The 23,255-nt window shown below is 44.2% G+C and carries 23 protein-coding genes and 1 CRISPR repeat array; of the genes, 9 read left to right on the forward strand and 14 right to left on the reverse strand.

Annotation, left to right across the window (positions count from 1 at the left end; genetic code table 11):
- Positions 1-46: 46 nt before the first annotated feature.
- From OCU30_RS05610 to sapA, 7 genes are all read right to left on the reverse strand, one after another.
- Positions 47-826, reverse strand: coding sequence for an ABC transporter permease (locus OCU30_RS05610; RefSeq protein ID WP_077313201.1), 780 nt, complete (start codon positions 824-826; stop codon positions 47-49).
- Positions 827-866: 40 nt separating this feature from the next.
- Entirely contained in the window at positions 867-1,610 is a 744-nt protein-coding gene (locus tag OCU30_RS05615) for a substrate-binding periplasmic protein (protein ID WP_235861828.1), read from the reverse strand.
- Between the two features lie 131 nt (positions 1,611-1,741).
- Positions 1,742-2,560: a peptide ABC transporter ATP-binding protein gene (locus OCU30_RS05620; protein ID WP_077313199.1), complete on the reverse strand. Its 819-nt coding sequence runs from the start codon at positions 2,558-2,560 to the stop codon at positions 1,742-1,744.
- 6 nt (positions 2,561-2,566) lie between these two features.
- Positions 2,567-3,553, reverse strand: coding sequence for a peptide ABC transporter ATP-binding protein (locus OCU30_RS05625; RefSeq protein WP_077313197.1), 987 nt, complete (start codon positions 3,551-3,553; stop codon positions 2,567-2,569).
- Entirely contained in the window at positions 3,553-4,440 is an 888-nt protein-coding gene (locus OCU30_RS05630) for an ABC transporter permease subunit (protein ID WP_077313195.1), read from the reverse strand. Before OCU30_RS05630 ends, OCU30_RS05625 begins: the two co-directional genes overlap by 1 nt.
- Entirely contained in the window at positions 4,427-5,389 is a 963-nt protein-coding gene (locus tag OCU30_RS05635; RefSeq protein ID WP_077313694.1) for an ABC transporter permease, read from the reverse strand. The genes OCU30_RS05630 and OCU30_RS05635 overlap by 14 nt, the downstream gene beginning before the upstream one ends.
- A complete protein-coding gene (gene sapA / locus OCU30_RS05640) occupies positions 5,389-7,011 on the reverse strand; it encodes an ABC transporter substrate-binding protein SapA (protein ID WP_077313193.1) in 1,623 nt (540 codons plus the stop codon). Before sapA ends, OCU30_RS05635 begins: the two co-directional genes overlap by 1 nt.
- A 470-nt stretch (positions 7,012-7,481) precedes the next feature.
- Here sapA and OCU30_RS05645 point away from each other — a divergent pair, with 470 nt between their 5' ends.
- The gene (locus OCU30_RS05645) at positions 7,482-8,072 is read left to right on the forward strand and encodes a DNA-3-methyladenine glycosylase I (RefSeq protein ID WP_420856671.1); all 591 of its coding nucleotides are present in this window, start codon (positions 7,482-7,484) and stop codon (positions 8,070-8,072) included.
- 89 nt (positions 8,073-8,161) lie between these two features.
- On the opposite strand, the gene OCU30_RS05650 is transcribed toward OCU30_RS05645, so the two are convergent.
- Both OCU30_RS05650 and cls read right to left on the reverse strand, forming a co-directional pair.
- Positions 8,162-9,352, reverse strand: coding sequence for a cystathionine beta-lyase (locus OCU30_RS05650; RefSeq protein ID WP_077313191.1), 1,191 nt, complete (start codon positions 9,350-9,352; stop codon positions 8,162-8,164).
- A 69-nt stretch (positions 9,353-9,421) separates the two neighbouring features.
- Positions 9,422-10,876, reverse strand: a complete 1,455-nt coding sequence (gene cls, locus OCU30_RS05655) for a cardiolipin synthase (protein WP_077313189.1) — start codon at positions 10,874-10,876, stop codon at positions 9,422-9,424.
- A 474-nt stretch (positions 10,877-11,350) separates the two neighbouring features.
- Here cls and OCU30_RS05660 point away from each other — a divergent pair, with 474 nt between their 5' ends.
- The 3 genes from OCU30_RS05660 (at position 11,351) to OCU30_RS05670 (ending at position 14,476) form a co-directional block, all read left to right on the forward strand.
- The gene (locus tag OCU30_RS05660; protein ID WP_235861840.1) at positions 11,351-12,637 is read left to right on the forward strand and encodes a sodium-dependent transporter; all 1,287 of its coding nucleotides are present in this window, start codon (positions 11,351-11,353) and stop codon (positions 12,635-12,637) included.
- A 143-nt stretch (positions 12,638-12,780) separates the two neighbouring features.
- Positions 12,781-13,485, forward strand: a complete 705-nt coding sequence (locus OCU30_RS05665; RefSeq protein WP_077313185.1) for a TIGR01621 family pseudouridine synthase — start codon at positions 12,781-12,783, stop codon at positions 13,483-13,485.
- A 43-nt stretch (positions 13,486-13,528) separates the two neighbouring features.
- On the forward strand, positions 13,529-14,476 hold the full coding sequence (locus OCU30_RS05670) for a class I SAM-dependent methyltransferase (RefSeq protein ID WP_077313689.1): 948 nt from the start codon (positions 13,529-13,531) through the stop codon (positions 14,474-14,476).
- 65 nt (positions 14,477-14,541) lie between these two features.
- Here the strand turns inward: OCU30_RS05670 and OCU30_RS05675 are convergent, their stop codons facing one another.
- The gene (locus OCU30_RS05675; protein WP_077313183.1) at positions 14,542-15,009 is read right to left on the reverse strand and encodes an META domain-containing protein; all 468 of its coding nucleotides are present in this window, start codon (positions 15,007-15,009) and stop codon (positions 14,542-14,544) included.
- 149 nt (positions 15,010-15,158) lie between these two features.
- Here OCU30_RS05675 and OCU30_RS05680 point away from each other — a divergent pair, with 149 nt between their 5' ends.
- The gene (locus OCU30_RS05680) at positions 15,159-15,461 is read left to right on the forward strand and encodes a DUF1289 domain-containing protein (RefSeq protein WP_077313181.1); all 303 of its coding nucleotides are present in this window, start codon (positions 15,159-15,161) and stop codon (positions 15,459-15,461) included.
- A 95-nt stretch (positions 15,462-15,556) separates the two neighbouring features.
- Here OCU30_RS05680 and OCU30_RS05685 read toward each other — a convergent pair whose 3' ends face one another.
- On the reverse strand, positions 15,557-15,775 hold the full coding sequence (locus OCU30_RS05685; RefSeq protein ID WP_077313179.1) for a hypothetical protein: 219 nt from the start codon (positions 15,773-15,775) through the stop codon (positions 15,557-15,559).
- A 238-nt stretch (positions 15,776-16,013) separates the two neighbouring features.
- The gene (locus OCU30_RS05690) at positions 16,014-17,195 is read right to left on the reverse strand and encodes a DEAD/DEAH box helicase (protein ID WP_077313177.1); all 1,182 of its coding nucleotides are present in this window, start codon (positions 17,193-17,195) and stop codon (positions 16,014-16,016) included.
- Between the two features lie 305 nt (positions 17,196-17,500).
- Between OCU30_RS05690 and OCU30_RS05695 the strand changes: the two genes are divergently transcribed.
- Both OCU30_RS05695 and OCU30_RS05700 read left to right on the forward strand, forming a co-directional pair.
- Entirely contained in the window at positions 17,501-18,475 is a 975-nt protein-coding gene (locus OCU30_RS05695; protein ID WP_077313175.1) for a calcium/sodium antiporter, read from the forward strand.
- A gap of 149 nt (positions 18,476-18,624) precedes the next feature.
- Positions 18,625-19,797, forward strand: a complete 1,173-nt coding sequence (locus OCU30_RS05700; RefSeq protein ID WP_077313173.1) for a flagellin N-terminal helical domain-containing protein — start codon at positions 18,625-18,627, stop codon at positions 19,795-19,797.
- Here OCU30_RS05700 and OCU30_RS05705 read toward each other — a convergent pair.
- Both OCU30_RS05705 and OCU30_RS05710 read right to left on the reverse strand, forming a co-directional pair.
- Positions 19,789-20,028, reverse strand: a complete 240-nt coding sequence (locus tag OCU30_RS05705) for a hypothetical protein (protein WP_077313171.1) — start codon at positions 20,026-20,028, stop codon at positions 19,789-19,791. The genes OCU30_RS05700 and OCU30_RS05705 overlap by 9 nt on opposite strands.
- Positions 20,029-20,329: 301 nt before the next feature.
- Complete coding sequence (locus OCU30_RS05710; RefSeq protein ID WP_159439106.1) at positions 20,330-20,938, reverse strand: cytochrome c oxidase assembly factor Coa1 family protein; 609 nt, start codon at positions 20,936-20,938, stop codon at positions 20,330-20,332.
- A gap of 653 nt (positions 20,939-21,591) precedes the next feature.
- Between OCU30_RS05710 and OCU30_RS05715 the strand changes: the two genes are divergently transcribed.
- Positions 21,592-21,939 (forward strand): type I-F CRISPR-associated protein Cas7f/Csy3, encoded by a 348-nt coding sequence (locus OCU30_RS05715; protein ID WP_139343475.1) that lies wholly within the window; start codon positions 21,592-21,594, stop codon positions 21,937-21,939.
- Positions 21,940-21,942: 3 nt separating this feature from the next.
- On the forward strand, positions 21,943-22,506 hold the full coding sequence (gene cas6f, locus OCU30_RS05720; protein ID WP_077313167.1) for a type I-F CRISPR-associated endoribonuclease Cas6/Csy4: 564 nt from the start codon (positions 21,943-21,945) through the stop codon (positions 22,504-22,506).
- 130 nt (positions 22,507-22,636) lie between these two features.
- A CRISPR array of direct repeats spans positions 22,637-23,084; the repeat unit is 28 nt; unit sequence GTTCACCGCCGCACAGGCGGCTTAGAAA.
- The last annotated feature ends 171 nt before the right edge of the window (positions 23,085-23,255 follow it).

Below are 23,255 nucleotides of genomic sequence, written 5' to 3' on the forward strand. Positions count from 1 at the left end.
GTGCGTTATTTGCACAATTTAAGGGCGTGAAGTTAGGGGGTGTGTACTAGTTGAGGGTGACTTTACCACTCGAATTTTGGCAACTACGTAAGGAGAATTGTAAAGTGAGAACCAAAGATGAAGACATAGTGACAAAAATAGCGATCATAATGATTAATTGATATTTAATAGCAACCAGTGGACTCGTGCCGCTGAGTATTTGTCCTGTCATCATGCCGGGTAAGGTCACTAAGCCAATAGTCGCAATCGAAGCGAGTAAAGGGGCACTCCCTTTTCTTAAGGACTCTTGTACAAAAATACGTGAAGCATCACTAGGCCGTGCGCCTAACGCAATTGCCGCCTCATACTCATCATAACGCTGTTGAAAGCACGCCGATAAATTCTGCAAACCTATAATATTACTGCTGATAGTATTACCAAGTAACATACCCGCAAGGGGAATGAGGTACTGAGCATTATACCAAGGTGAGGGGTGTATTAAGCCGATACACAGAATTGCTAATACGGGGCACATACTTATTAGCAGTGACGCTGTCACTGAGAGTAGCAGTTTTTTCTGTCTGAGCTTTGCTTTACTGAGCACGCTACTGGCGCCGACCAAAACCATTACCAACAGCCATGCGCTATTGACCCAGAAATTATTTAATTGGAAAAAGAACGTCAAATAACTCCCCACTAATAATAATTGGATTGTCATTCTGACTAATGCAATAGCGCTGTCTTTACCAAGCTGTAATTGGTACACATAATTAATACCATAAGGCACAATTAATATTAGCGAGAAGAAGGCGATATCGCCCCAAGAGAGCGCAATAATAGGCTGCATAAAATGGCTTAGTCGTTAGCTGCGATATTACAGTCTACCACTATTGTTCGTAGCGATGAATAATACGTTCAAGCTCTCCTGAAATACGGATTGCTTTCAGTCCACGGTTAAAAGCGTCGATGTATTCTTTCGCTTTAGGGTTCTCTTTGCCAGAAGCGACATATAAACCACTGAATGCGACATTAGGCGAGACTTTTCTAAATTCATTTGGATTAATACCATTCTTTTTCATCGTCCACTGCGCGACACGGTATTCCTCGATAAACATGTCGATTCGCCCGGCAAGGACTTTACGAATATTCACCATGAGATTCTCAGCTAATACTTTGTTCGTCCAAGGATTGGCCATAAATTCATCGTCATACGCATAGTTCTGTATTGTCCCAACAGTTTTTCCATTGAGATCTTCAAATGTCTTCCAATCAAATACATTGTCTTTGCGCGAAATTAAACTGATTTCGTTATAAAGATAAGGTTTAGAGAACAGCAATGTTTTATCACGTTTGTTAGAAAACCATGCGGCAATTAGCACAATGTCTCTACCATATTCGGCTTCCTTTAAAGCACGTGACCAAGGTTTGATCTCTATCACTAATTGATAGTTTTGACTCTTGAAGGCAGCTCGAGCTATTTCGACAGATAACCCTGATGCTGGTTTGGTGTTGATAATGTAGGGAGGCCACTCACCTTGAGCGGCGACAACTATCTTTTGCTCCGCTGCTTGGGCGACAGGGAGCATAATGGAGTAACAGAGCAGTAAAATAAAAAATCGAGCGATAGGCATTACTGTCGTTTCCTCTGGTTTTCACTAGCAATAAGCATAGCTCATGGTGTGAAAACCTGCGTACTCGCAAAGTACTAATTTGTAAAATTCTTAGTGACTTGTCTCTACTTTTTACTATCTGAACTCAAGAGTTAGCGCGCGGAACTTCGCTTACTGTTAGATTTGAATTTGGGCGCTTTATGAAAATGGCTTTCGATCATACGTTCCGTTATGGGATGTTGTGGATTAGACAAAACGTCCTGCGTATTACCAAACTCAACCACTTCGCCTTCGTGCATCACCATTACTTTGTCTGTGATATGTTTTACCACGCCGATATGCTGTGAAACATAGACAAACGATACGCCCATTTCTTCTTGTAGATCTAAGAAGAGATTAATAATTTGCGAACGCATGGCCATATCCAGACCGTTTAACGCTTCATCAGCAACAATAATCGAAGGCTGCAAAATTAACGCTCTCGCCAAACATACCCGCTGTTTTTGACCCGTTGCCAGCATTTGTGGATAAAAATAGGCATGCTCGGGTAATAATCCGACACGGACTAATGTATCTTTCACGCGTTTCATACGGTCTTTCGGTGACATAGCGGTATTCCGCTTTAAAGGCCCTTCCAAAATACGGCCTATTTGTAACCTTGGGTTTAAAGACGTATTCGGATCTTGGAATATCATCCGAATCAATTTACAACGGGTTGTATAGTCTTTATGGACAAGAGGTTCGCCATTGACCCGTATTTCGCCGCTACTTGGTTCAATCATACCCGAAAGCATGCGTGCTAATGTTGATTTTCCCGAGCCATTTTTGCCAATAAACCCGACTGTTTGTCCGGCTTCAAGGCAAAAACTGACAGGTTTCACCGCTTGATGCACTTCTTTGTGAAAAAGTCCTGAGCGGGTGACAAAGTTTTTCGATAAATTATCCACTTCTAATAAAGAGGTATTAATCATGATTACTTACTCCATATTAAGAGGGAAATGACACGAATATTTGTGGGTTTTTACCCAACGAGTTCTCGGCACTTCAACACATTGCCGCTGCGCGTGTGGACAGCGCGGGCCTAAACGACAGCCAATGGGTAAATGCTGTAATGGTGGGATTGAACCTGGCAATGATTGCAATTTTTGTTTCGGCGGGATCCAATCACTAAAATCTGGCATCGCTCTTAAGAGTGCGACGGTGTATGGGTGTTTAGGATATTCGAGCAAATGCGCCGTCTCTGCTGATTCCACGGATTGTCCACAATACATGACGGTAATGCGATCAGCCCATTGTGTAATGGTATTTAAATCATGGCCAATCAATAAGATAGAAGTATTACCCACTTGGTTCATACGGCTTAGTAAGCGTAGGATCTGTGATTGGGTAATAGGGTCCAAGTCATTAGTCGGCTCATCGGCAATCAGTAATTTTGGCTTAGTCGCAATGGCCATGGCAATCATGATTTTTTGACACTCACCATCGGTGAGCTCATAAGAATAGCTCTTCATGACACGGCGATGATCTTTAATGCCCACTTTATGTAATAAGGCAATGGCTTGCTGTTTACGCCACCGTCTTTTTTGCCACCAGCGACCTTTAAATGTGCGTTCGGGAATCGATTCTTCAAGCTGTTTACCCACTTCATCAGAGGGATCCAAACACGTAGAGGGTTCTTGGAATATCATAGCAATATCACGAGCAATCACACGGCGACGCTCTCGTGGTGTCAGTTGTAATAAATCAATATTATCCAAACGTAGCCGATCCGCGGTAATGCGCCAGTTATCTTTGGTTACACCGACGAGCGCTTTAGCCACTAAGCTTTTTCCCGATCCTGATTCCCCGACGAGTCCGCGAATTTGACCTTCGGACATCGTTAGACTCATCCGGTCAACGGCTTTAACCAAGCCTTGGGGTGTGTCTATCTCGATCGTGAGATGGCGAATATCTAAAATAGGCATTATTCCACTCCCGCTTTTAGTGCTTGACGTACGCCTTCACCGACTAAGTTGACCATGATGACGGTAAACATAATCGCGATACCGGGTAATGTCACGGTCCAAGGAGCCAGATAAATCAATTCGACAGAGTCGCCAAGCATCGCGCCCCACTCAGTACTAGGGGCTTGCGCGCCTAAACCAAGAAAACCTAAAGCGGTAATATCCAGAATGGCGCTGGTTAATGCTAACGCCATTTCTGCGACGATCATTGGCAATATATTCGGTAAAATTGAGTGCCAAAATAAATAAAAATCGCTCGCACCATCAAGCCGTGCAGCCATGATGTAATCTTTTTCGACTTCGTTATGTACTGCTAAGTACACTGAACGTATGAAACGTGGAATGAGCGCGAGACCGATCGCGAGTAATACATTGAATTCCCCAAATCCTAAAAAAGCGACAAAAATGATCGCCAACAATAAAGAGGGGATAGACATAACAGTATCAAACAAATGGTTCAAAATACTGGATGCCCAACCTTTCGTCATCCCAGCCATAAAACCGATCGAGCAGCCGACAAGGCTAGCAAGAAACGTAATAATGATTGAGGCGCCAAAGGTAAGCCTTGTGCCATCGATAAGGCGAGATAAAATATCTCGACCTAAATCATCGGTTCCAAAGAAGTGCTCAACTTGGCCATTCATATCCCAAGAGGGCGGTAACAATAATTGATGGCTTTGCGCATGGGGATCATGAGGAGCAATCCATAAAGAAGACAGCGTAATAAGCACTAAAATGAATAAGGCCCATAACCCAAACATACTCAGTTTATCGGTTCGATAACTGCGCCAAAAACGCTGGAACTGAGTCGGGATGTGATCTTCTTGATAAATATTAGTGGTTAGCATACCAGTCTTTCCTTACCAGTGGGTTCACCATTGCACCAACTAAATCTGAAATAATAATCGCGGTGAGAACTAAACATCCAATCACCATCACTCCAGCTTGAATCGAGGTGTAATCCTGACTGGATAATGCATCTAATAACCAGCGACCAATTCCCGGCCAATCGAAGATAGACTCAGTAATAATTGCGAGTGTCAGCATACTGGATAATTGCACACCGAATTTAGGAATAATAGGCGGAATCGCATTACGTAACACATGTTGCGTAATGATTTCAAAATTGGATAAACCTTTAATTCTTGCTGCGCGCACATAGTTTTGTGACATCACATCAGACACCGAGGTTCTCATCAAGGTAATCACCTGCGTGGTCGGAGAGATGGCCAATACGATACAAGGCATGATCATATGAGTAATCACACTTTGCACCGCCGCGGTGTGATATGGGCCAGTGGATAGCAACGCATCGATCAGTGCAAACCCGGTAATATGTTTCACGTCATATAATAAGTCATAGCGACCCGAGACTGGTAATAAGCCTAAATGAAAAGAAAACAGCATGATCATCATTAATGCCACCCAAAAAATCGGGGCAGAGTAACCGGACATAGACACAAATTTAATCACGGTATCGAGGTTTTTACCTTGTTTCATTCCGGCCACGGTCCCAATTGGCAAACCGATAATTAGTGAAAATATAAACGCGACAATACACAAATCGAGAGTGGCAGGAAAGACTAACGCGAGCTCTTTAATAATCGGCACGCCATCCTTGGTGGTCCCAAAATTTAAATGGAGTAACTCTTTAATATAAGTTAACCATCCTGGGAAAAAGGCTTGTTGTGACCATGGCGAAATAGGATCGAGCCGTAACAGGTTATAACCGACGAGAGTTAATACAAGTAGGGTCACAATAAACAGAAATAAGCGGCGTACAGTATAATTTAGCATTAGTTCTTCACCCTCTCGACTGTATTAAACGGCTGCAAGTTGAAAGGAGTCATTTGAATACCAGACAGGGAGTCGTTATAAGCGTTAAATTGCTTTCCATGAGCGAGTGGGATCAGTGGAAATTCTTGATTGAGTATATTTTGCGCTTGTTTATACAAGTTCAAACGATAGCGAGGTCGAGTGACTTCCAGTGCTAAATCGAGAATAAAATCAAAATCCTTATTACACCACATTGAATAATTCAAGCCGGCTTTATTCGCATCACAAGAGAGTAGAGGACGTAAAAAACTGTCCGGATCGGTTGTAGTACCTTCCCAGCCAGTTAAGTATATATCAATATCATCACGTGCGGCGAGCTCATTGCGTGTTAAACGCTCTTCTGGCACCAAGGTAACCGTTATTCCGACATCGGCTAAATTCGATTGAATTAACTCGGCCGTTTTGCGTGGGCTCGGATCGTAACGCCGCGGCGCGGCGGGGACTGACATGGTTAATTCTAATCCATGCTCAAAACCTGCTGCACGCAACAAGGCTAACGCGTAATTTCTGTCAAAACGAATTTGTGAAGAATCGCGGTTATAGGCCCAAGAAGTCGGCGGTAAAATATTATAAGCAATACTGCCTGTACCATAAAACACGGAATCTAATATATTTTGGCGATTAATCGCATAACTGATCGCTTTGCGCACGCGAACATCATCAAGCCCATTTTTCGCTGTATTCAAGGCTAAAAACGCGACATTCATGGCAGGCTTTGAGGTTAATGCAATATGTTTATGACGTTTAATTGTCGGTAACTGGCTGGCAATGGGAGCATTAAGAACATCGCACTCTCCACTTAATAATTTGGCCAGTGAGCCTGTCCCGCGTTGGGATATATTCAGCACTACTTGCTGCATTTTAGCCACGCCATCCCAATAATGATTGTTGCGCTTTAAACGTACATAGTCGTTAATTTCATAATCGCTGAGATAGAATGGGCCTGTACCAACAGGGTGAGTATCAAGATGCTCTTTCTCTCCGTTACGCTGTAACTTATTAGCGTATTCTTTCGATAGCACGACAGCATGTGGTGTCGCTAAGTTTTCGAGAAAACTATTATTAGGGTGATTGAGCGTAAATTTTACCGTGTATTTGTCAACCGCTTTGACGCTCAGTAACATATTTTGAAAATCAAGTCCGGTAAACCACGGGTAAACACCACCATGCACATAGTGGTAAGGATTGTTTGCATCAATAATACGACGAAAACTGAATACGACGTCAGCGGCGTTCATAGTGCGGCTGGGTGTAAACCAAGACGTGGTTTGAAACGGAATGTCGTGGCGTAAATCAAACGTGTATTCGGTTCCCGCTTGGTTGACATGCCAGCTTTTCGCTAGGCTTGGAACAGGTTTCAGGGTCTCTGAGTCAAGCGTCAGTAGTGTATTATAAATTTGCGGGCTTAATACATCGACAGTGATGCCACTATCAACAAGCTGAGGATTGAAAGTGCTCAGGCTGCCTTGGCCACAATAGACAAACCCAGATTGACGAACCTTATTTTGGTCAGCCGTTTTTTCACAGCCGGTTAACAGGTTGAGTGCGCAAATGCTTAACGCTAATTTGAGAAGTATTTTCATATCAAAAACGAGTCTGAGCGGACGTTGCCTTTCAGAATTCATGGCCTTAAGAAAAATCACGCTAATTTACCATTTTTAAATCGATTAAACCAAGGGAAAACTGACTTCGTCGAGACATCATCGTATTCCCCATACTTGTTATGTTAACTGGATGCTTGCTCACTCGCTTTTGATATCGATGAACGCGTAATCTATAAATGTTAGCGTAATGGTCGTGAATATACGTGGTCACTCGAGATGCTTCCTTAACAATAGCGATTTCTTGTAGTGGTTGCCATGTTTTATCATCGCGAGCATGATTAAAACTGTGTCTAATCATGAAAGTGAGATGAAATCCCTGGGTGATAGCATCCAAGGATATCGACACACCGCGAATGTCTACGCAAAGTAATAGTGATAGTGATACCGTTATTCTCTAAGATAATATCGGCTATCAAAACCCTAGATGCGATAAATAATAAGGATGCCCCATGGAAAGCACACGCTCTAATCACAACGGTATGATTGACTGCGCATGGCCACTGAATCATTTTTTAGAGCAAACATACCATGATAAAGAATGGGGAAAACCCGTACATGATGATACTCAGCTATTCGAATTTTTGACGTTAGAAGGTGCACAAGCTGGCTTGAATTGGTTAACGATTTTAAAGAAGCGCGAAGGGTATCGAGAAGCGTTTATGCAGTATGATCTGACACGTTTGGCGCAAAAAACTGAAAACGATGTGGAAGCATTTATTGGGCCTTACGATATTGTCAAAAATCGCCGTAAAATCGCGTCGGTATTTTCGAATGCCAGAGCCGCTATTGCATTGCAAGAGGAAGTGGGTTCTTTAGATAAGGCGTTGTGGCAATTTGTTGACGGTAAACCCATTGTTAATGACTGGACGAGCCGTGAGCAGATACCAGCGTGGACAGACACCTCAAAACGTATGAGCAAGTTTTTGAAAAAGCGCGGTTTTAAATTTGTTGGCGAAACCATTTGTTATGCGTTTATGCAGGCAACTGGCATGGTTAACGATCATTTAGTGGGATGCCCCTATAAACATCGTGTGGTGTAACCGCATTTTAATAGGTTGTGGTCAACCATATATTAAGCCCCCTCTATTGAAAGAACAAATAGAGGGGGAGAGCAACAATAGACCTATTTTTAGCGATGGAGCGCGTTATTATAATGAGCAAAACCTTGCTCTAAATCCGCGATCAAATCTTGCACATCTTCCAAGCCAATATGAATACGGATAAGCGTTCCCGTAAAGTTAGGATTAGCAATCGTGCGCAAGGTTTTAAAGCTCGCCGGCTCGTTTGCAAGCACTAAACTTTCAAAACCGCCCCAAGAAAAGCCCATACTGAAATGCTGTAAACTATCTAAAAATGCGGTCGTTGCAGCAGGGCATGAGGTGTTCAGGACAAATGAAAATAATCCATTACCACCAGCAAAGTCTCGTTTGAAGAACTCATGACCAGGACAGCTTTCTAATCCTGGGTGACGTACGTGATCCACTTCTGGACGTTTGGCAAGCCATTGGGCGATCTCTAAACTATTCGCATGATGCTGAGCCATACGCACACCGAGTGTTCTGATACCACGCAGTGCTAAGTAAGCATCATCAGGAGAGACACATTGCCCCATTAGGTAGGCGTGTTCACGCAATTGCGGCCAATATTTTTCAGAGGCAACGGCAGTCCCTAGCATGACATCTGAGTGGCCGACAATGTATTTTGTCGCCGCTTGAATCGAAATATCGACGCCATGAGCAAAGGGGTCGAACTGAATACCTGCACTCCACGTATTATCAAGCATCACTATGATGTCGTGTTCATGAGCAACGTTAGCAATAGCCGGTACATCTTGCACTTCCATGGTCACCGAGCCAGGTGATTCAGTGAAAATAATCTTAGTATTGTCTTGAATTAATTCACGAATGTCGGCACCGATCAATGGATCATAATACGTGGTTTCCACCCCAAATTTACGTAACACTTGTTCACAGTAATCGCGTGTTGGCTCATAAACCGTATCCACCATTAAAATGTGATCGCCAGCACCGACAAAAGAGAGGATGGTGTTGGTGATTGCCGCAGAACCACATGGGAACAACGCACAACCTGCGCCTCCCTCTAATGTGGTCATAGCCTCTTGCAGGGCAAAGTGCGTTTCAGTGCCACGTCGGCCATAAAATAACGTTTGTTGAGTTCGGTTCGCCGTCGCGTGTTTCTTTTCGGCCACAGAGTTGAACACCACGGTTGAAGCGCGCTGTACCGGCGGGTTGACGACTCCGTGGGTCCATTCTTTCTTACGTCCCGCGGTGACAAATTGCGTTTTTTTGCCTTCTGACATGTCCTATCCTTGTGTGTTCTCGTTGTAAATCATTGAAGTTGTTTCTAAATATCGTTATGCATGCGTGAGTTATAGTAACGGACTGCATAAGTAAAACAACCTTTCCATAAAGCGTTGCCACAAAGAACGCTGCGCCCAAACGTCCGCATCAATCATAGTTGACTGATCGATATACACCTGCTGTTGCTGAGAAAGGGAGTGGGTAAACTCTTCGTCATCGACCGCTAACGTTACTTCAAAGTTGAGCCATAAACTGCGCATATCAATATTGACGGTACCAATTAAGCAAAAGGCTTCATCAATAACCACCGATTTAGTGTGTAACAGTCCGCCTTCAAACTCATGTATTCGTACCCCTGCTGACATCAACTCACTATAAAAAGCTCGCGATGCCCATTTTACCAGCATAGAGTCATTATATTTAGGAACGACAATATCTACCTGCACGCCGCGCTGTGAGGTGAGTTTCAACGCATAAACGAGGTCGGCACTAGGTACGAAATAAGGCGTCGTAATACATAAAGAACGGTGCGCTTGGTGGATCGCGAGCGTTAATACTTGCGAAATAAGGTATTCAGGCATCCCCGGACCAGAAGGAACGACTTGAATAGGTAAGTAGGCCGCGGTACTTTCTAACGCACATTCAGGAATATGAGGGAACGAGCGCTCACCGGTTTCGAGTTCCCAATCCCATGCAAATATGCATGACAGCACATTCACACTTGGCCCTGTAATGCGCACCATCACATCAACCCATTGACCGACTTGCGCTGATTTTTCAAAAAAAGCGGGATCGACCATATTCATAGAACCCGTATAGGCTATAGCGTCATCAATGATAATCAGCTTGCGGTGCTGACGTAAATCGAGGCGTGAGAAGAAAATTCGCCATGGACTGACTTTCATCACTTCGACGACTCGGATACCAGCTTGTTGCATCATATCGTGCCAATGACTACGGAAGAAACGGGCGCTACCGGCAGAGTCGAGTAATAATTTTACATCAACCCCGCGTTTTGCTGCACTAATAAGGGCAGAGCCAACGGAATCGGTATATCCGCCAGGATGCCAGATATAAAACACCATCGTAATCGATGAGTTAGCCTGTTCAATATCACGCAATATCGATTGAAAAATATCACTGGGGGTATTTTTTAACGATAGTGTGTTACCGCTAAGTGCCGGAATACCCATACGGTAGTTACATAGCTCATCGATTTTCAAAATGTGTGCGCGCATGCTTTGTGGGCGGTGAGCTTGGCAATCATTTAACGAACGAAACCACAGCTCAAAAGGGGCAAACATTTCTTTAGCGCGCTCAGCACGCTTACGGCCTAAATTTAATTCACCAAATAGAAAATAAAAAATGACTCCGACCACGGGGACGATGTAGATGATCATCAGCCAAGACAGTGACACGCTGACGGCTTTGCGTTTGAGCACCACCCTCAAAGTGACACCTGCCACTAAAAACCAATAAAGACCGATACCGATGAGTGTAAGTAAATGATAAATTTTATCCATGTAACCTTTTCTCAAAATGCGCGTATTTAGGATAGTAATGCGATTTACCCTCAGAGCAAAGAGGATTTCGATAACATCGAGAGATTTGTCGGCGTTGCGGTTATGACCGTCGTACGTGAACTCCGGTGACCTTAGCAGTCATTCGCGTTATCGCAAGTAGCAGGAGTATTAGCCAGACGAGATTTGATGAATATTATGTTGCCGCTTAGCGCTTGATTTAGGGCAATGTGAATGATAATTCACCAATTAGAGGGATTGATGACGAAATATTCAGTTTATTTAGCATAAAGGTCTTCCAATTATACTGGCTTGCTGGTTTACTTACCATCTTCTCTCTGGCACGGCATTGTTATTGGGTGTAAATTTTTATATACACTCGTCGTGTTATGACATCAGTTTACTCATAGCAATGGTGGGAATCCTTGTATGGCAAGTAGTTCTAGAAGCCAGTTTACCTCGCGGTTTGGCTTTATCATGGCAGCCGCTGGCTCCGCAGTTGGTCTTGGTAATGTGTGGGGCTTCCCGACACAAGCCGCTAGTAATGGTGGGGCAGTTTTCTTAATTGTTTACCTACTTATGGTGTTCCTCTTGGCTTTCCCTATGTTGGTGGCTGAGCTCACGATTGGGCGTTATGGGCAAGCAAACTCTATTCGTTCATTTCGCGCAGCTTGGCCAAAAGGCAAAGTGCCGATGATGGCATTGGGAATCGTGGGTATGATCGTCGCGTCGCTTATCCTGAGCTTCTATGGGATTGTGGCAGGCTGGTTAATGGGGTCATTTGCGGAAAGTGGTTTAACACTGATTGGCATGAAACAACAAGGCTTGTGGTTAACCACTTATAGTGTGCCACGTAATTTAGTCTTAATGATCGCGTTCATGTTATTGACTATGTACGTGGTTCGGAACGGTGTTGCCCAAGGTATTGAAAAATGGTCGACACGTCTAATGCCGGTATTGTTTGTACTGTTTATTGTCCTTACGTTGTATATCTTTACGCAAGATGGTGCATTGGAAGGCCTGAAAATGTACTTGGTGCCAGATTTTTCGCAACTCACGCCCGGGTTAGCGGTGAGTGCCATGGGGCAAGCATTTTTCTCGTTATCACTTGGTGTATGTGTTATGACCACATACGGCTCTTACTTACCGAAAAATACCAACATTCCCAAAACGGCTGCGCAAGTCGCGTTAATTGATACTGGCGTTGCCTTTATTGCTGGATTAATGATTTTACCGGCAATGTTTGTCGCCAAACATAATGGCGTCGAGATATTTTCTGATAGTGGCGCCTTATTAAACTCCGATACGTTAGTGTTCACCGTGTTACCGGCAATGTTTGATAGCATGGGCATGATTGGAGCATTCGTTGGCGTGATTTTCTTTTTATTGATGATTATTGCGGCCATGACATCCTCGATTTCTATGCTTGAAGTGCCAGTCTCTTGTGTAACGGAAGAGCTTAAATTGAGCCGTACTAAAGCAGTATTAGTCATTGGTGGTATCATTATCGCGATTTCAGCGACGATAGTGTGTAACTTCCAGTTACTATTCGGTGCAGTGATTCAATTAACGACCGTGTACTCGCAACCAATCATTGCGCTACTCATTACGTTGACGGTCGGATGGATATGGAATCGCCATCAAATCTTAGCCGAGCTAAAACAAGGTTATCCAGAGCTAGAAAATAGTTGGTTTTGGAAAATTTGGCCTTGGTATGTGCGGATTATCTGTCCGATATTAATGCTGATGGTATTTTTCACCTAACGCTATCACCGTCATCGACAAAAGAGCAGCCTTGGCTGCTCTTTTTTATGGCAAATAAGTATCAATATCGTAATAAACCAGCAATGCATGGCTGATGTTTTGTAGAACATGAGTATAATAGCCGGCTAAATGAGTGAGGCCCCATGTTTGATATATTGCTGCAACACCCCGATTTTATCGTCATTAATAAACATCCTGGTATTTCAGTCCATAAAGATGATGGCGATACCATGTTATTGCAAGAAGTGGCCGCCGTTACAAAAGACTCCCAGCTCTACTTAGTTCATCGTTTGGATAAAATGACCTCTGGAATATTGCTGCTAGCCCGTAATGCGAAGACAGCCAGTGTTTTATCTCAACAGTTTGCGTTGCGATCCGTGCAGAAGTGGTATTTAGCGATTGGTGCAAAAAAGCCCAAGAAGAAACAGGGAACGATCATCGGTGATATGTCGCGGTCGCGCCGCTCATCATGGAAGCTCGACGTAACGCGTCATCATCCTGCGGTGACGCAGTTTCTGTCTGTGGCCGCTCAGCCCGGGCAGCGCCTATTCTTGTGTAAACCGCACACCGGAAAAACTCACCAAATTCGAGTGGCTTTAAAATCAGTCGGGTCGGCTATTTTAGGCGATCCGATTTACCATCAAGAGAATGCGGCGGAGCGCGGTTACTTACATGCGTTTGTACTGCAATTTCAATATGATAACGAGTCATACTCGGTCGTGTGCGATCCAAGGCAACACGCAATTTGTGGCGAGTTATGGTCCGAACCTGTGGTCAGCGCCGGTATTGAACAGTGGCTAGAACCATGGACATTAACATGGCCGACACTCCCTCATCTTGCCTCTTAATTAAGGAAAAGACATGACAGAATTGTCTCATTCACTCCCAGCGATGGATAGTGCGGCGTTACCGCTATTTTTCGCGCATATTGCCACAGAGCTTGAGCGTAATCCGAATGAAGTGCGTCGTTTATTTCATGGCCGAGGTCAGCAATGGCCAGGGCTTGAACAGTTAACCTGTGATTGGTTACAAGGCCAGCTTGAAGTGAATCTATTTAAAGCCGTCGATGATGCGTTTCTTGACGCGTTGACTCAAGGCCTCGTAGCGTTGAGCCAGTCGTCGTTATGGCAAGACAAACACGGTTATTGTATTTTTATTCAGCATCGTTATGTGGATGGTGCGCCCACTCATGTCGTTGTGGGTGAGCAGCAAGCACGGCCAGTGGTCGAGGAACATGGATTAAAGTTTCAACTGGATATTGGTCGCAACCAAAACATGGGTATTTTTCTTGATATGCGCCTAGGGCGTCAATGGGTACAAGAGAACGCACGCCATAAAAATGTCTTAAATTTATTTGCGTATACTTGTGGTTTTTCCGTTGCGGCAATTGCGGGTGGAGCCGATCAAGTGGTCAATATTGATATGGCTAAGGGAGCACTCAGTAAAGGGCGTGTGAATCATCAATTAAACGAGCATAACCTTAATCAAGTTAAGTTTTTGGGGCATGACATATTTAAATCTTGGGGAAAATTACGTAAATCAGGGCCTTATGAACTGATCATTATTGACCCGCCATCGTTCCAAAAAGGCAGTTTTGCACTCACCAAAGATTATCAGAAAATTTTGCGACGTTTACCGGATTTATTAGCAGAGCAAGGTCAGGTACTTGCGTGTGTCAATTCGCCAATGGTCAGTAGCGATTTCCTACTTGAAGCCATGCAAGAAAATGCCCCCTATGTCGTGTATTCTCATCGTTTAGATAATCCGCCAGAATTTGCGGACGTAGACAGCGAAGCGGCTTTAAAGGCATTAGTCTTTCATTATCAACGTAAGCTTTAAGCAAGCACAATAACAGTGGCATCGGATCGCAGAATGACGATGCCACTATTGGCTCTAGCTTATGTTTACTGCTTCGCTTGAGTGTCTTGTTTCGCTTGAGGTTGTTGCTCTGCTTGGTACACCAAAGTATGCGCAGCAGTCTTCAGCGTCAGCTTGCCATCTTCTAATGTCAGTTTATTCCAAGCTGATAAACTTCCATGGACGATTTGTTCTTGCTTCATAATGGTATCTGGACAGAGCTTCATGGTAAGCGCCAGCTTATCGACGCGTAAGCGATTATCATCGAGTTTAGCTTTACCAAAAAAGTTATTACAACTTGCATTGCCGCTCGCCATCATACTGTTGTCAAACTGTAAAAACGCCTGTGAGGCTGTGGGATCGGTTTGGATCGCTTGTTTATCGACCGTGCTTAATACCCAGCGATGTGCTTGCAGATCTTGTGCGGTGATAGGGGCGGCATTTTGGCTGGCACATCCTGTAAGGATAACCGTCCCCGCTATTGCGGCTAAAAACGAAATTGAACTAAGCTTCATGTTAGAACTCCATAAAATAAGCATATTCTGACGTTGATTTAATCATACTGGCGAAATGTCAGTAATGCGTTATAAATGAAGAGAGTTCAATTCAATTACTTGAAGATGTGATGTTGATTCCGCCTCAGTGAAAAAGAGGGGAGGTATTCATGGAGCAATTAGAGTTTTTTTCTGTCCCCAACCCCTGTGTTGGCGTCTGCAGCACAGACCCAAAAGGGTATTGTCAGGGCTGTATGCGTAAGCGTGATGAGCGGTTTCGTTGGCAGTCTATGTCTGCAGCGGAGCAGCGTTATGTCATCAAATTATGCCAACAGCGTTATCGTCGTAAACAGGCTGCGTCCTCGGATGTTCACCGCGCTAATTATCATGATGAGAAAAGTAATGCGCCTACTAATAGGATGTCTGTAGCACAAGATCTTGAGCGGGATCCACAGCAAGATTTATTTGAATAAGCGACGCGTGGTGGACAGATTGGTAGAAGGTAACAAGCGCGTAGCGTCATTGAGCGAGAAGGCAGGCTGCTGCTCATCAACAGCCAGAATCATTTTTATTGTCCAGTCCAGCGATCGCTGACCCAACCACCAATATGCTCATCAAAATGCACACCAGAGAAGTTCCCTTTCGTCGCCGGTCGTTGTACTTTTTTCTCATCCTTGCTTAGCATGCTGTTAATGTACTCTGCCATCGGATCGGGTTTATCTTCTTGTGCTTTATTCGCAACTTGCTTAATGAGATTGAGGCGGTAAGTATTACTGGTTCGCTTCATCGTAGTTAACCTCCATAATGAATGAGTAGAGGTTAAAAATTAACCTCTACTGATTAAAAAAGCAACACTTCAAGCCAGTATCTTTTCTAATCCCTACCAAAGAGGTAACAGGGCTAATGTGACACATAGAGGCCTTGTCACATTAGATTTTGTATTGAGCACGCGAGGTGTGTTATCAAACGATTGGCATCGGCCAGCTTATATCGGCTGATTTGAGGTTCAGCCGATTGATTGGGCATTAACGCTTATGCTTTGGCACGTAATTTAACACGCTGATCGGTAGTGGCTTTTTAGGCTCAAACCCTTCAATAATCTCTCGCTCAAGCAGGTGACCCAGTCGGCTCTCAATCATACATAGGTTTTTGAAATCGTCTTTTGAGACAAATGAAATGGCTTCACCGGTGGCTTGCGCACGACCAGTACGGCCGATACGATGAACATAATCGTCGGCAGGAAAAGGTAAATCATAGTTCACGACACGGTCTAAATGATCAATATCAATCCCGCGCGCACCGACGCCAGTTGCGATCATAAATTGTATTTTTCCGGCTTTAAAATCATCCAAAAGCTGATTACGAATCGCTTGACTACGCCCACTATGAAAGGCTTCCGCTTCAATGCCGCGCTTAGCTAACTGTTCACTTAATTTAGCCGCGCCACGTTTGGTTTCAATAAAAATCAACGCTTGCGTCCATGCATGTGTGGTGATCAAATGACTCAGCAAAGCGGATTTTTTGTCTTTATCGACTGGGATCATCCATTGCTTAATGCTGGCTTTAGACGCATCAGTTGCAGCAATTTTTACTTCGTAGGCATCAGGCACGGCGGTTTTAGCTAACTCACGGACTTTATTCGATAAGGTCGCTGAAAAAAGCAGCTGTTGCGCATCTTGTGGAAGGCGGTCTAATATTTTATTGATGTCATCAATAAAGCCCATATCCAGCATGCGATCGGCTTCATCGAGTACAATCGTTTCCACTTCATCAAAATGCACGGCATGTTGACCATACAAATCGAGCAATCGGCCAGGCGTAGCAACTAAGATATCGACCGGGCCAAGTAGCGCTTGCTTCTGAGATTTATCATCCACGCCACCATAAGCGGCAGTGCCACTTAACGCGCTAAATTGGGTGTAATTGTCAACATTACGTGCCACTTGCACGGCAAGCTCACGAGTTGGAACGAGAATAAGCGCGCGGATCCGTTTTTTACGCTGGGTGGTACTGACCGATAATTTTTCAATGATGGGTAAGAGATAACTGGCGGTTTTACCTGTCCCTGTTTGCGCCGCCGCAATGACATTTCTTCCTTGTAAAATAACCGGAATAGACTGCGTTTGAATCTCCGTCGGAGTCGTATAGTCACAAGCTTTTACGGCTTGAATTAGGGGTTGGCTTAGGCCTAGTTTTTCAAATGACATGAAGTAGCTCAATCAGTTAGTGGCGTTAGTGCCGAGTAATGTCTGGTCACCAATCATAACATACTTCTAAGGCGCCTTAAGAGTATTACTCTCCTGCTGGTCGTCATTTACGTCGTCGTTGTATTTCACGCGTGGGTTATTTATACTCTAGCCCAGTATACGCGCCTGATTTTTGTGTTCTTTTACCTAGATACAATAAAGAATTGTGATAATCGGTAGGTATCATCTACCTTTATAGGACGCCTTTCAGTTAACGCATTTAACTGCTTGTTCCCTCCTTTTTTACCTATAAAGAGACGATAGCAATGTTATTATCGATTGCAGCAATTATCGCTGGATTCATTATATTAGTGTGGAGCGCTGATCGCTTTGTAATGAGTGCCTCGGCGACGGCACGTTATGCCGGTATGCCGCCACTATTAATTGGTATGGTGATTGTTGGCTTTGGTACGTCGGCCCCAGAGATGGTGGTCTCGGCCATGGCGGCCTTGCAAGGCGCACCTTCGCTAGCATTAGGTAATGCACTGGGATCGAATATCGTCAATATCAGCTTGGTATTGGGATTGACGGCTCTGATAGCCCCTTTGTCTGTTCGTTCAAAAATAGTCAGTAAAGAACTGCCCATCTTGTTATTTATTACGCTGTGTTTAGGTGTGATGTTATGGGACAACAGCTTAACGCATCTTGAATCTTGGATTTTATTAGCGGGCTTTTTTGTATTTGTTGCTTGGTCTATTTACAGTGGGTTACGTGGTGGTGATGACAGCATGGCGCAAGAGGCCGATCTTGAACCACAAACCACGGAAATGTCGCTAAAAAAAGCGTTAATTTGGTTGGTGTTTAGCTTAGCGCTCCTGATTGGTAGCTCGCGATTACTCGTTTATGGCGCGGTGGATATTGCCCATGCGATGGGGGTCAGTGATTTAATGATTGGCCTGACAGTGATCGCCTTAGGGACTTCTTTACCCGAACTGGCTGCCACCGTCATTGCTGCGCGTAAAGGCGAGCATGATTTAGCCTTGGGTAATATTCTTGGCTCAAACATGTTTAATATCCTTGCTGTCATTGGTATTGCGGGTGTCATTCATCCTGTTGATAACATCGGCCCAGAGATCTTTTGGCGTGACTGGATGACCATGCTCGCGGTCACCGTGGTGTTGCTCATGACCGCCATAAGTATTAAAGGCCGTCCGGGGCGAATTAATCGCGTTGAAGGAGCGGTTTTGCTCATTTTCTATCTCATGTATAACGGGTATCTTATTTCAAGTGTTTTACAGTAATACCAGCTTCGCCACCAACATGCGGACATGGTGTAAATAAATGATTGAATAACCCTTAACTTTTAATCAGTCATGCCGACATAGAGTAATCAATGCCACCTATTGCATAGGTGTGGTAATCTCTTACTCTATGGATTGAGTCAACGGTAATGGCGATCAGTATTCGGACAAATTACGCAGCGCAGCATGCTCAGCATCAGTTAAGTCGCACGGATAATAAAGCGAATGTAACGATGATGCGATTGCTCACCGGACAAAAGATCAACTCGGCCAAAGATGATGCGTCAGGATTACAAATTGCAAATCGTTTACAATCTCAAGCCGCTGGGATAGGGGTCGCGGTACGTAACGCTCACGATGGCATCTCGATTGTACAGACGGCCGAAAGTGGCATGCAAGAGTACTCCGAAGTGTTAATGCGTATGCGAGATCTCACCTTACAGTATGGTAATGGCGCGAATAATCAGCATGACCGCGAGAGCTTAGGCCAAGAATTTGAATCGCTGCGTGATACCTTAAATCATATCACCAACACAACGCGTTTTGCTGGGCAACCATTACTTAATGGGTTGTATGAAGAACGCTCTTTCCAAATCGGCGCGTCATCGGGCGAGGCGGTAAACGTCCTCATTCCTGATTTAAGTGTCGTTCACAAGCAGCATGACGGCCTGACATCACGCGAGCAATATGTGTATGTTAAGCCGGACTGGCGTTCAAAACCGGGTGATAGCTTGAGTTTTCGTAATCAAACCGATCCCAATCAACCCTTGCAAACAGTCGCACTCTCCCCGGGCTCTTCACCGGAACAACTTGCAGCTCAAATCAATCAACAGACCAATGTGCAAGCTCGCATAGAAACCACCGAGGAGCATAGTGGAAAACGGTTAGTTTATTCATCTGCCAATGATGACGTGGTATTGCATAACCCACTCGAGGGACCGAGTGCGTTGAATAATGCTTTGTTTACGGGAGTAAAAGGCGAGAGGGCAATAGATAACACCGAAGAGCAAACTTACGCATTACCTGAACTTAATAATCAACACTCGGTGGATGAAGTACTTAAAGCGATTGATCGTATCCAAGAATATGTCGACTCAGGAAGAGGGCGTTTAGGGGCGGTTGCGAATCGATTTTCCAGTGCGATCAGTAATCTTTCTGGGGCGCAAGCCAATGTAGCAAGAAGTCATGGGCAGATTCGAGATACAGATTATGCGCATGAAGCGAGCGCATTAACGCAATACAACATCATCAAGCAAGCCGATACATCCATGTTAGCTCAAGCCAACCAGCATCCACAGCAGGCGTTACGCCTACTAGACTGATGAGGCTTTTTCCCAAGTACTTTCTGCTTTAACTAAGATTTCTTTGCTGTATGTAGACGAAATGGTTTTCACGCCTGTCGGTAAAATACGGGCTAAATCTAAATTATCTATTTCATCGAATGAAAACTGACAGTGAATTTTGCAATCCTGCTGTGAAAAACTCGATTCAATGAAATCATCAAAACTTTGTTTACAGCGCGCGATGTAAGTGAGGTTATATGTATGTGTCATAATTAAGCCTTCTAACGTTGTGATTTATCATTTAATTTCCATCACTGGATGAAGCTACTTAACATTAAGCCTCACATTACACTCTGTGGTGTATTGATCCTTTGGTGCATAGTTTATCATCAGTCAGATTAAAAATTGTCTTATTTTTAAGATTTTTGCGAAGAAGTGTGTGTGTTTTGTGAACGGTGCAGGCTAACCTAATAAATTTGCGGGAGTGGCTAATGATTTGCAATCAAAAAAGCCATGATGTGGCTAAACATCATGGCTCTAAGACGCGTTTTACACCGTTAACTCCCAACAATTAACACGGAATAATCGCGGTACGCTTCGTGCTGCCTTCATAATTAACAACCAGACACTGGAGTGACCATGAATCGAACTGTTTGCTCGCTATGACATACACGGTGCCGCTTCCTTTTGGCCCTTCAATCCCATAGGAAAAGTTAGCCGTCCCTCCTGCACCCGATGACGCCATATTGCCATTAACAAAGCCACTATTGATTGGGGTTCCTAATTTTGCGACGACTTCGGATGACTGTTTAACTTGATAGAGTGAGACTTGGTAAGGCTTCGAATCTTTCATCATGCCACCAATCCCAACAAACATAGCGACAAAAAAGAGCAACATCGCGCCAATAAAGACAAGGCTCGCAATGGTCCATTTTTTTTGCACCCGCTTGAAGTGCTCGACACTTTGCCATTGTTTATGTCGCCATGCCCATTCATTACCTTTTAGCCCCAGCGCAATAAACATAATGATATTGACGAACGGGCAAAACATCCAAAATGCACGGTAGGTATTATTCCCAATGCCCCAAACCCAAGTCAGTAGAAAAGCACCCCAATTCCAGCCTTGTATCTCGCTCGGAATATCCGCATGCTTGCCTTGACCCGATGTATTATTCTCCATTATAAGCCTCATTTTTATTGTCGTATTATCAGTTTTATTCGCCAACCACGTATTAATGGTTTTGAAGCGCAAATTATAGCGGTAAGTCTCAGGAGTTTTAATCAAAGGGCGATGTTTTATTAGTTGTTTAGATACAGGTCTAAAACTGCATAGTGGGTAGTTGAACGAGATAACTCGCAGGGCTGCGGACAGATAGTGCCGCCCGAAAGTAGGGCTTTGCATTAACCCTTTTATTTTATCGATAGACCCTTTATTTTTGGTGTTATAAAAAATCATTTAAAAACAAGTGGTTAAAAACGAGCAAAATAAAAGGGTAAAAAAGGGTTTTTCTTGTCAATCTCTTGCTATCACTTCGCTTTTTGTTATATGTTTCTAGTTCACTGCCGCACAGGCAGCTTAGAAAATTGCGTTACCTGATACCATTGCGTTACCTGAGTTCACTGCCGCACAGGCAGCTTAGAAAAGCAATTCGGCATCAGAAATTTCAGCATTAACGTTCACTGCCGCACAGGCAGCTTAGTAGTAAATATTATTCCATGCGCTGCATATTATTTTTTTCACGAAAAGGTGATACAACTAGAAAATATACCTGCGGTATTTTGTTATCGTTAGTTTGATTAATGGTATTTTAAACAGTGTGTTGGAAGGTGTGATTGGTTGGCGAACCCTCATCGCAAGAGTTGGTGCTTGACGGTAATTCGAAAAAAAGCAAAGTGCTGTATGACGTGGATGGTACCGCAGCCTTGCACTCGCAAAAAATTGGCAATGCGATCCGCACTGTGGATACGTGGTACCAAGGCGCGGAAGAGGTTGGGCCTATCTCGGCTGAACCGTTTGGATCTGTCACTAGCCGTGGTAAAGCTTACCGCAGTAACAAAGACGACTTTTATACACTGTTTGATAAATGGATGGAAAAAGGCCAAGCCCCTGATGTTGAACAACAACATTATGTGATTGCCAACCTCATTCGCGGTGGTGTCTTTGGCAGTAAATCGGAGTAGACCATGGATTATTATCAAGACATAAAAATTTTAGAAGATCCCGAATTTACCGCGCCCATATTGATGAACGCGCTGTTTAGCAAGTTACATCGCGCATTGGTTGAGGCGTCTGACCATGATATTGGGGTAAGCTTTCCTGACGCGACCAATAAGTCATTGGGTAAACGGTTACGACTTCATGCTGCAAAACCGCGTTTAGAGCAATTAGAACACCAGCCGTGGCGTAAAGGGCTGAGTGATTTTACTCAAGTGTCGGATATTTTACCGGTACCTGAGACGCAAGAGCATTGGTTGGTGCAGCGTGTACACGTACAAAGTAACCCAGAGCGGTTACGTCGCCGTGCGATGAAGCGCCATGGTTTGAGCTACGAGCAGGCCGTTGCGCGCATTCCGGACAGTGTGGTGGAACACTCCGATTTGCCCTTTGTGCGGATTAAAAGCCAATCGACGGGAGGGCGACAATTTCCACTATTTATTAAACAGACGATGGTATCCGCGCCAAACATAGCCGAGATAAACTTTTCTAAATATGGTTTAAGCGCAACGACAGCGGTTCCTAAGTTTTAACCCTTTTTTTTCTGACCACTCACCAAGCCCGCTGTGACGGGCTTGGTGATAACTGGCGAAAAAAAGGGTATTTTACCATGAACTACCTAAAGCTCTTTAAAAATCATAAAGATAGTGCTAGTTTCATCTAGTTCACCGCCGCACAGGCGGCTTAGAAAGCAAAATCACACTATCAACATCAGCGGCGGGAGTTCACCGCCGCACAGGCGGCTTAGAAAGATTCGTTGCCGGATATAATGATAGCTTCTATGTTCACCGCCGCACAGGCGGCTTAGAAATTGATGATTTCGCCCGTCTCCATCGCGTTAAAGTTCACCGCCGCACAGGCGGCTTAGAAAAGTTAAGTCTTGCAGGTTGCTTTTTTGACGTTGTTCACCGCCGCACAGGCGGCTTAGAAATGCTTGTTTCAATAGTTCGTTAAGTGTTGGCAGTTCACCGCCGCACAGGCGGCTTAGAAAGCGGACGTGTACTGCGCTTTCTGTGTTGAATAGTTCACCGCCGTACAGGCGGCTTAGAAAGTTATCTCTGAGTAATTCTTGATTTCTTGATTGTTCACCGCCGCACAGGCGGCTTAGATAACTGACAGTTTCGTGGTTGCGAGGCTGTTAGAAGGATTATGGTATCTGCTGTCTTTAGATGTCTGAATTTACTCAGATATGTCGGTTTATTATGTATATTGATGCACTGGGTCTAAAAACGCCGTTCAGGCTCTTTTTATTTCAATTCAATCGATTACTATGGTTGAGCAG

This window comes from Vibrio palustris (assembly GCF_024346995.1).
In the GTDB taxonomy this organism is placed as follows: Bacteria; Pseudomonadota; Gammaproteobacteria; order Enterobacterales; family Vibrionaceae; genus Vibrio; species Vibrio palustris.

Bases quoted from the DNA above. Each gene is read 5' to 3' on its own strand.
- OCU30_RS05610 (WP_077313201.1), bottom strand. From the start codon at position 826: ATGCAGCCTATTATTGCGCTCTCTTGGGGCGATATCGCCTTCTTCTCG.
- OCU30_RS05670 (WP_077313689.1), top strand. From the start codon at position 13,529: ATGGATAGTGCGGCGTTACCGCTATTTTTCGCGCATATTGCCACAGAG.
- OCU30_RS05695 (WP_077313175.1), top strand. From the start codon at position 17,501: ATGTTATTATCGATTGCAGCAATTATCGCTGGATTCATTATATTAGTG.
- OCU30_RS05710 (WP_159439106.1), bottom strand. From the start codon at position 20,938: ATGGAGAATAATACATCGGGTCAAGGCAAGCATGCGGATATTCCGAGC.
- cls (WP_077313189.1), bottom strand. From the start codon at position 10,876: ATGGATAAAATTTATCATTTACTTACACTCATCGGTATCGGTCTTTAT.
- OCU30_RS05690 (WP_077313177.1), bottom strand. From the start codon at position 17,195: ATGTCATTTGAAAAACTAGGCCTAAGCCAACCCCTAATTCAAGCCGTA.
- OCU30_RS05630 (WP_077313195.1), bottom strand. From the start codon at position 4,440: ATGCTAACCACTAATATTTATCAAGAAGATCACATCCCGACTCAGTTC.
- OCU30_RS05650 (WP_077313191.1), bottom strand. From the start codon at position 9,352: ATGTCAGAAGGCAAAAAAACGCAATTTGTCACCGCGGGACGTAAGAAA.
- OCU30_RS05645 (WP_420856671.1), top strand. From the start codon at position 7,482: ATGGAAAGCACACGCTCTAATCACAACGGTATGATTGACTGCGCATGG.
- cas6f (WP_077313167.1), top strand. From the start codon at position 21,943: ATGGATTATTATCAAGACATAAAAATTTTAGAAGATCCCGAATTTACC.
- OCU30_RS05685 (WP_077313179.1), bottom strand. From the start codon at position 15,775: ATGAAGCGAACCAGTAATACTTACCGCCTCAATCTCATTAAGCAAGTT.
- OCU30_RS05705 (WP_077313171.1), bottom strand. From the start codon at position 20,028: ATGACACATACATATAACCTCACTTACATCGCGCGCTGTAAACAAAGT.
- OCU30_RS05700 (WP_077313173.1), top strand. From the start codon at position 18,625: ATGGCGATCAGTATTCGGACAAATTACGCAGCGCAGCATGCTCAGCAT.
- OCU30_RS05625 (WP_077313197.1), bottom strand. From the start codon at position 3,553: ATGCCTATTTTAGATATTCGCCATCTCACGATCGAGATAGACACACCC.
- sapA (WP_077313193.1), bottom strand. From the start codon at position 7,011: ATGAAAATACTTCTCAAATTAGCGTTAAGCATTTGCGCACTCAACCTG.
- OCU30_RS05615 (WP_235861828.1), bottom strand. From the start codon at position 1,610: ATGCCTATCGCTCGATTTTTTATTTTACTGCTCTGTTACTCCATTATG.
- OCU30_RS05620 (WP_077313199.1), bottom strand. From the start codon at position 2,560: ATGATTAATACCTCTTTATTAGAAGTGGATAATTTATCGAAAAACTTT.
- OCU30_RS05665 (WP_077313185.1), top strand. From the start codon at position 12,781: ATGTTTGATATATTGCTGCAACACCCCGATTTTATCGTCATTAATAAA.
- OCU30_RS05680 (WP_077313181.1), top strand. From the start codon at position 15,159: ATGGAGCAATTAGAGTTTTTTTCTGTCCCCAACCCCTGTGTTGGCGTC.
- OCU30_RS05660 (WP_235861840.1), top strand. From the start codon at position 11,351: ATGGCAGCCGCTGGCTCCGCAGTTGGTCTTGGTAATGTGTGGGGCTTC.
- OCU30_RS05635 (WP_077313694.1), bottom strand. From the start codon at position 5,389: ATGCTAAATTATACTGTACGCCGCTTATTTCTGTTTATTGTGACCCTA.
- OCU30_RS05675 (WP_077313183.1), bottom strand. From the start codon at position 15,009: ATGAAGCTTAGTTCAATTTCGTTTTTAGCCGCAATAGCGGGGACGGTT.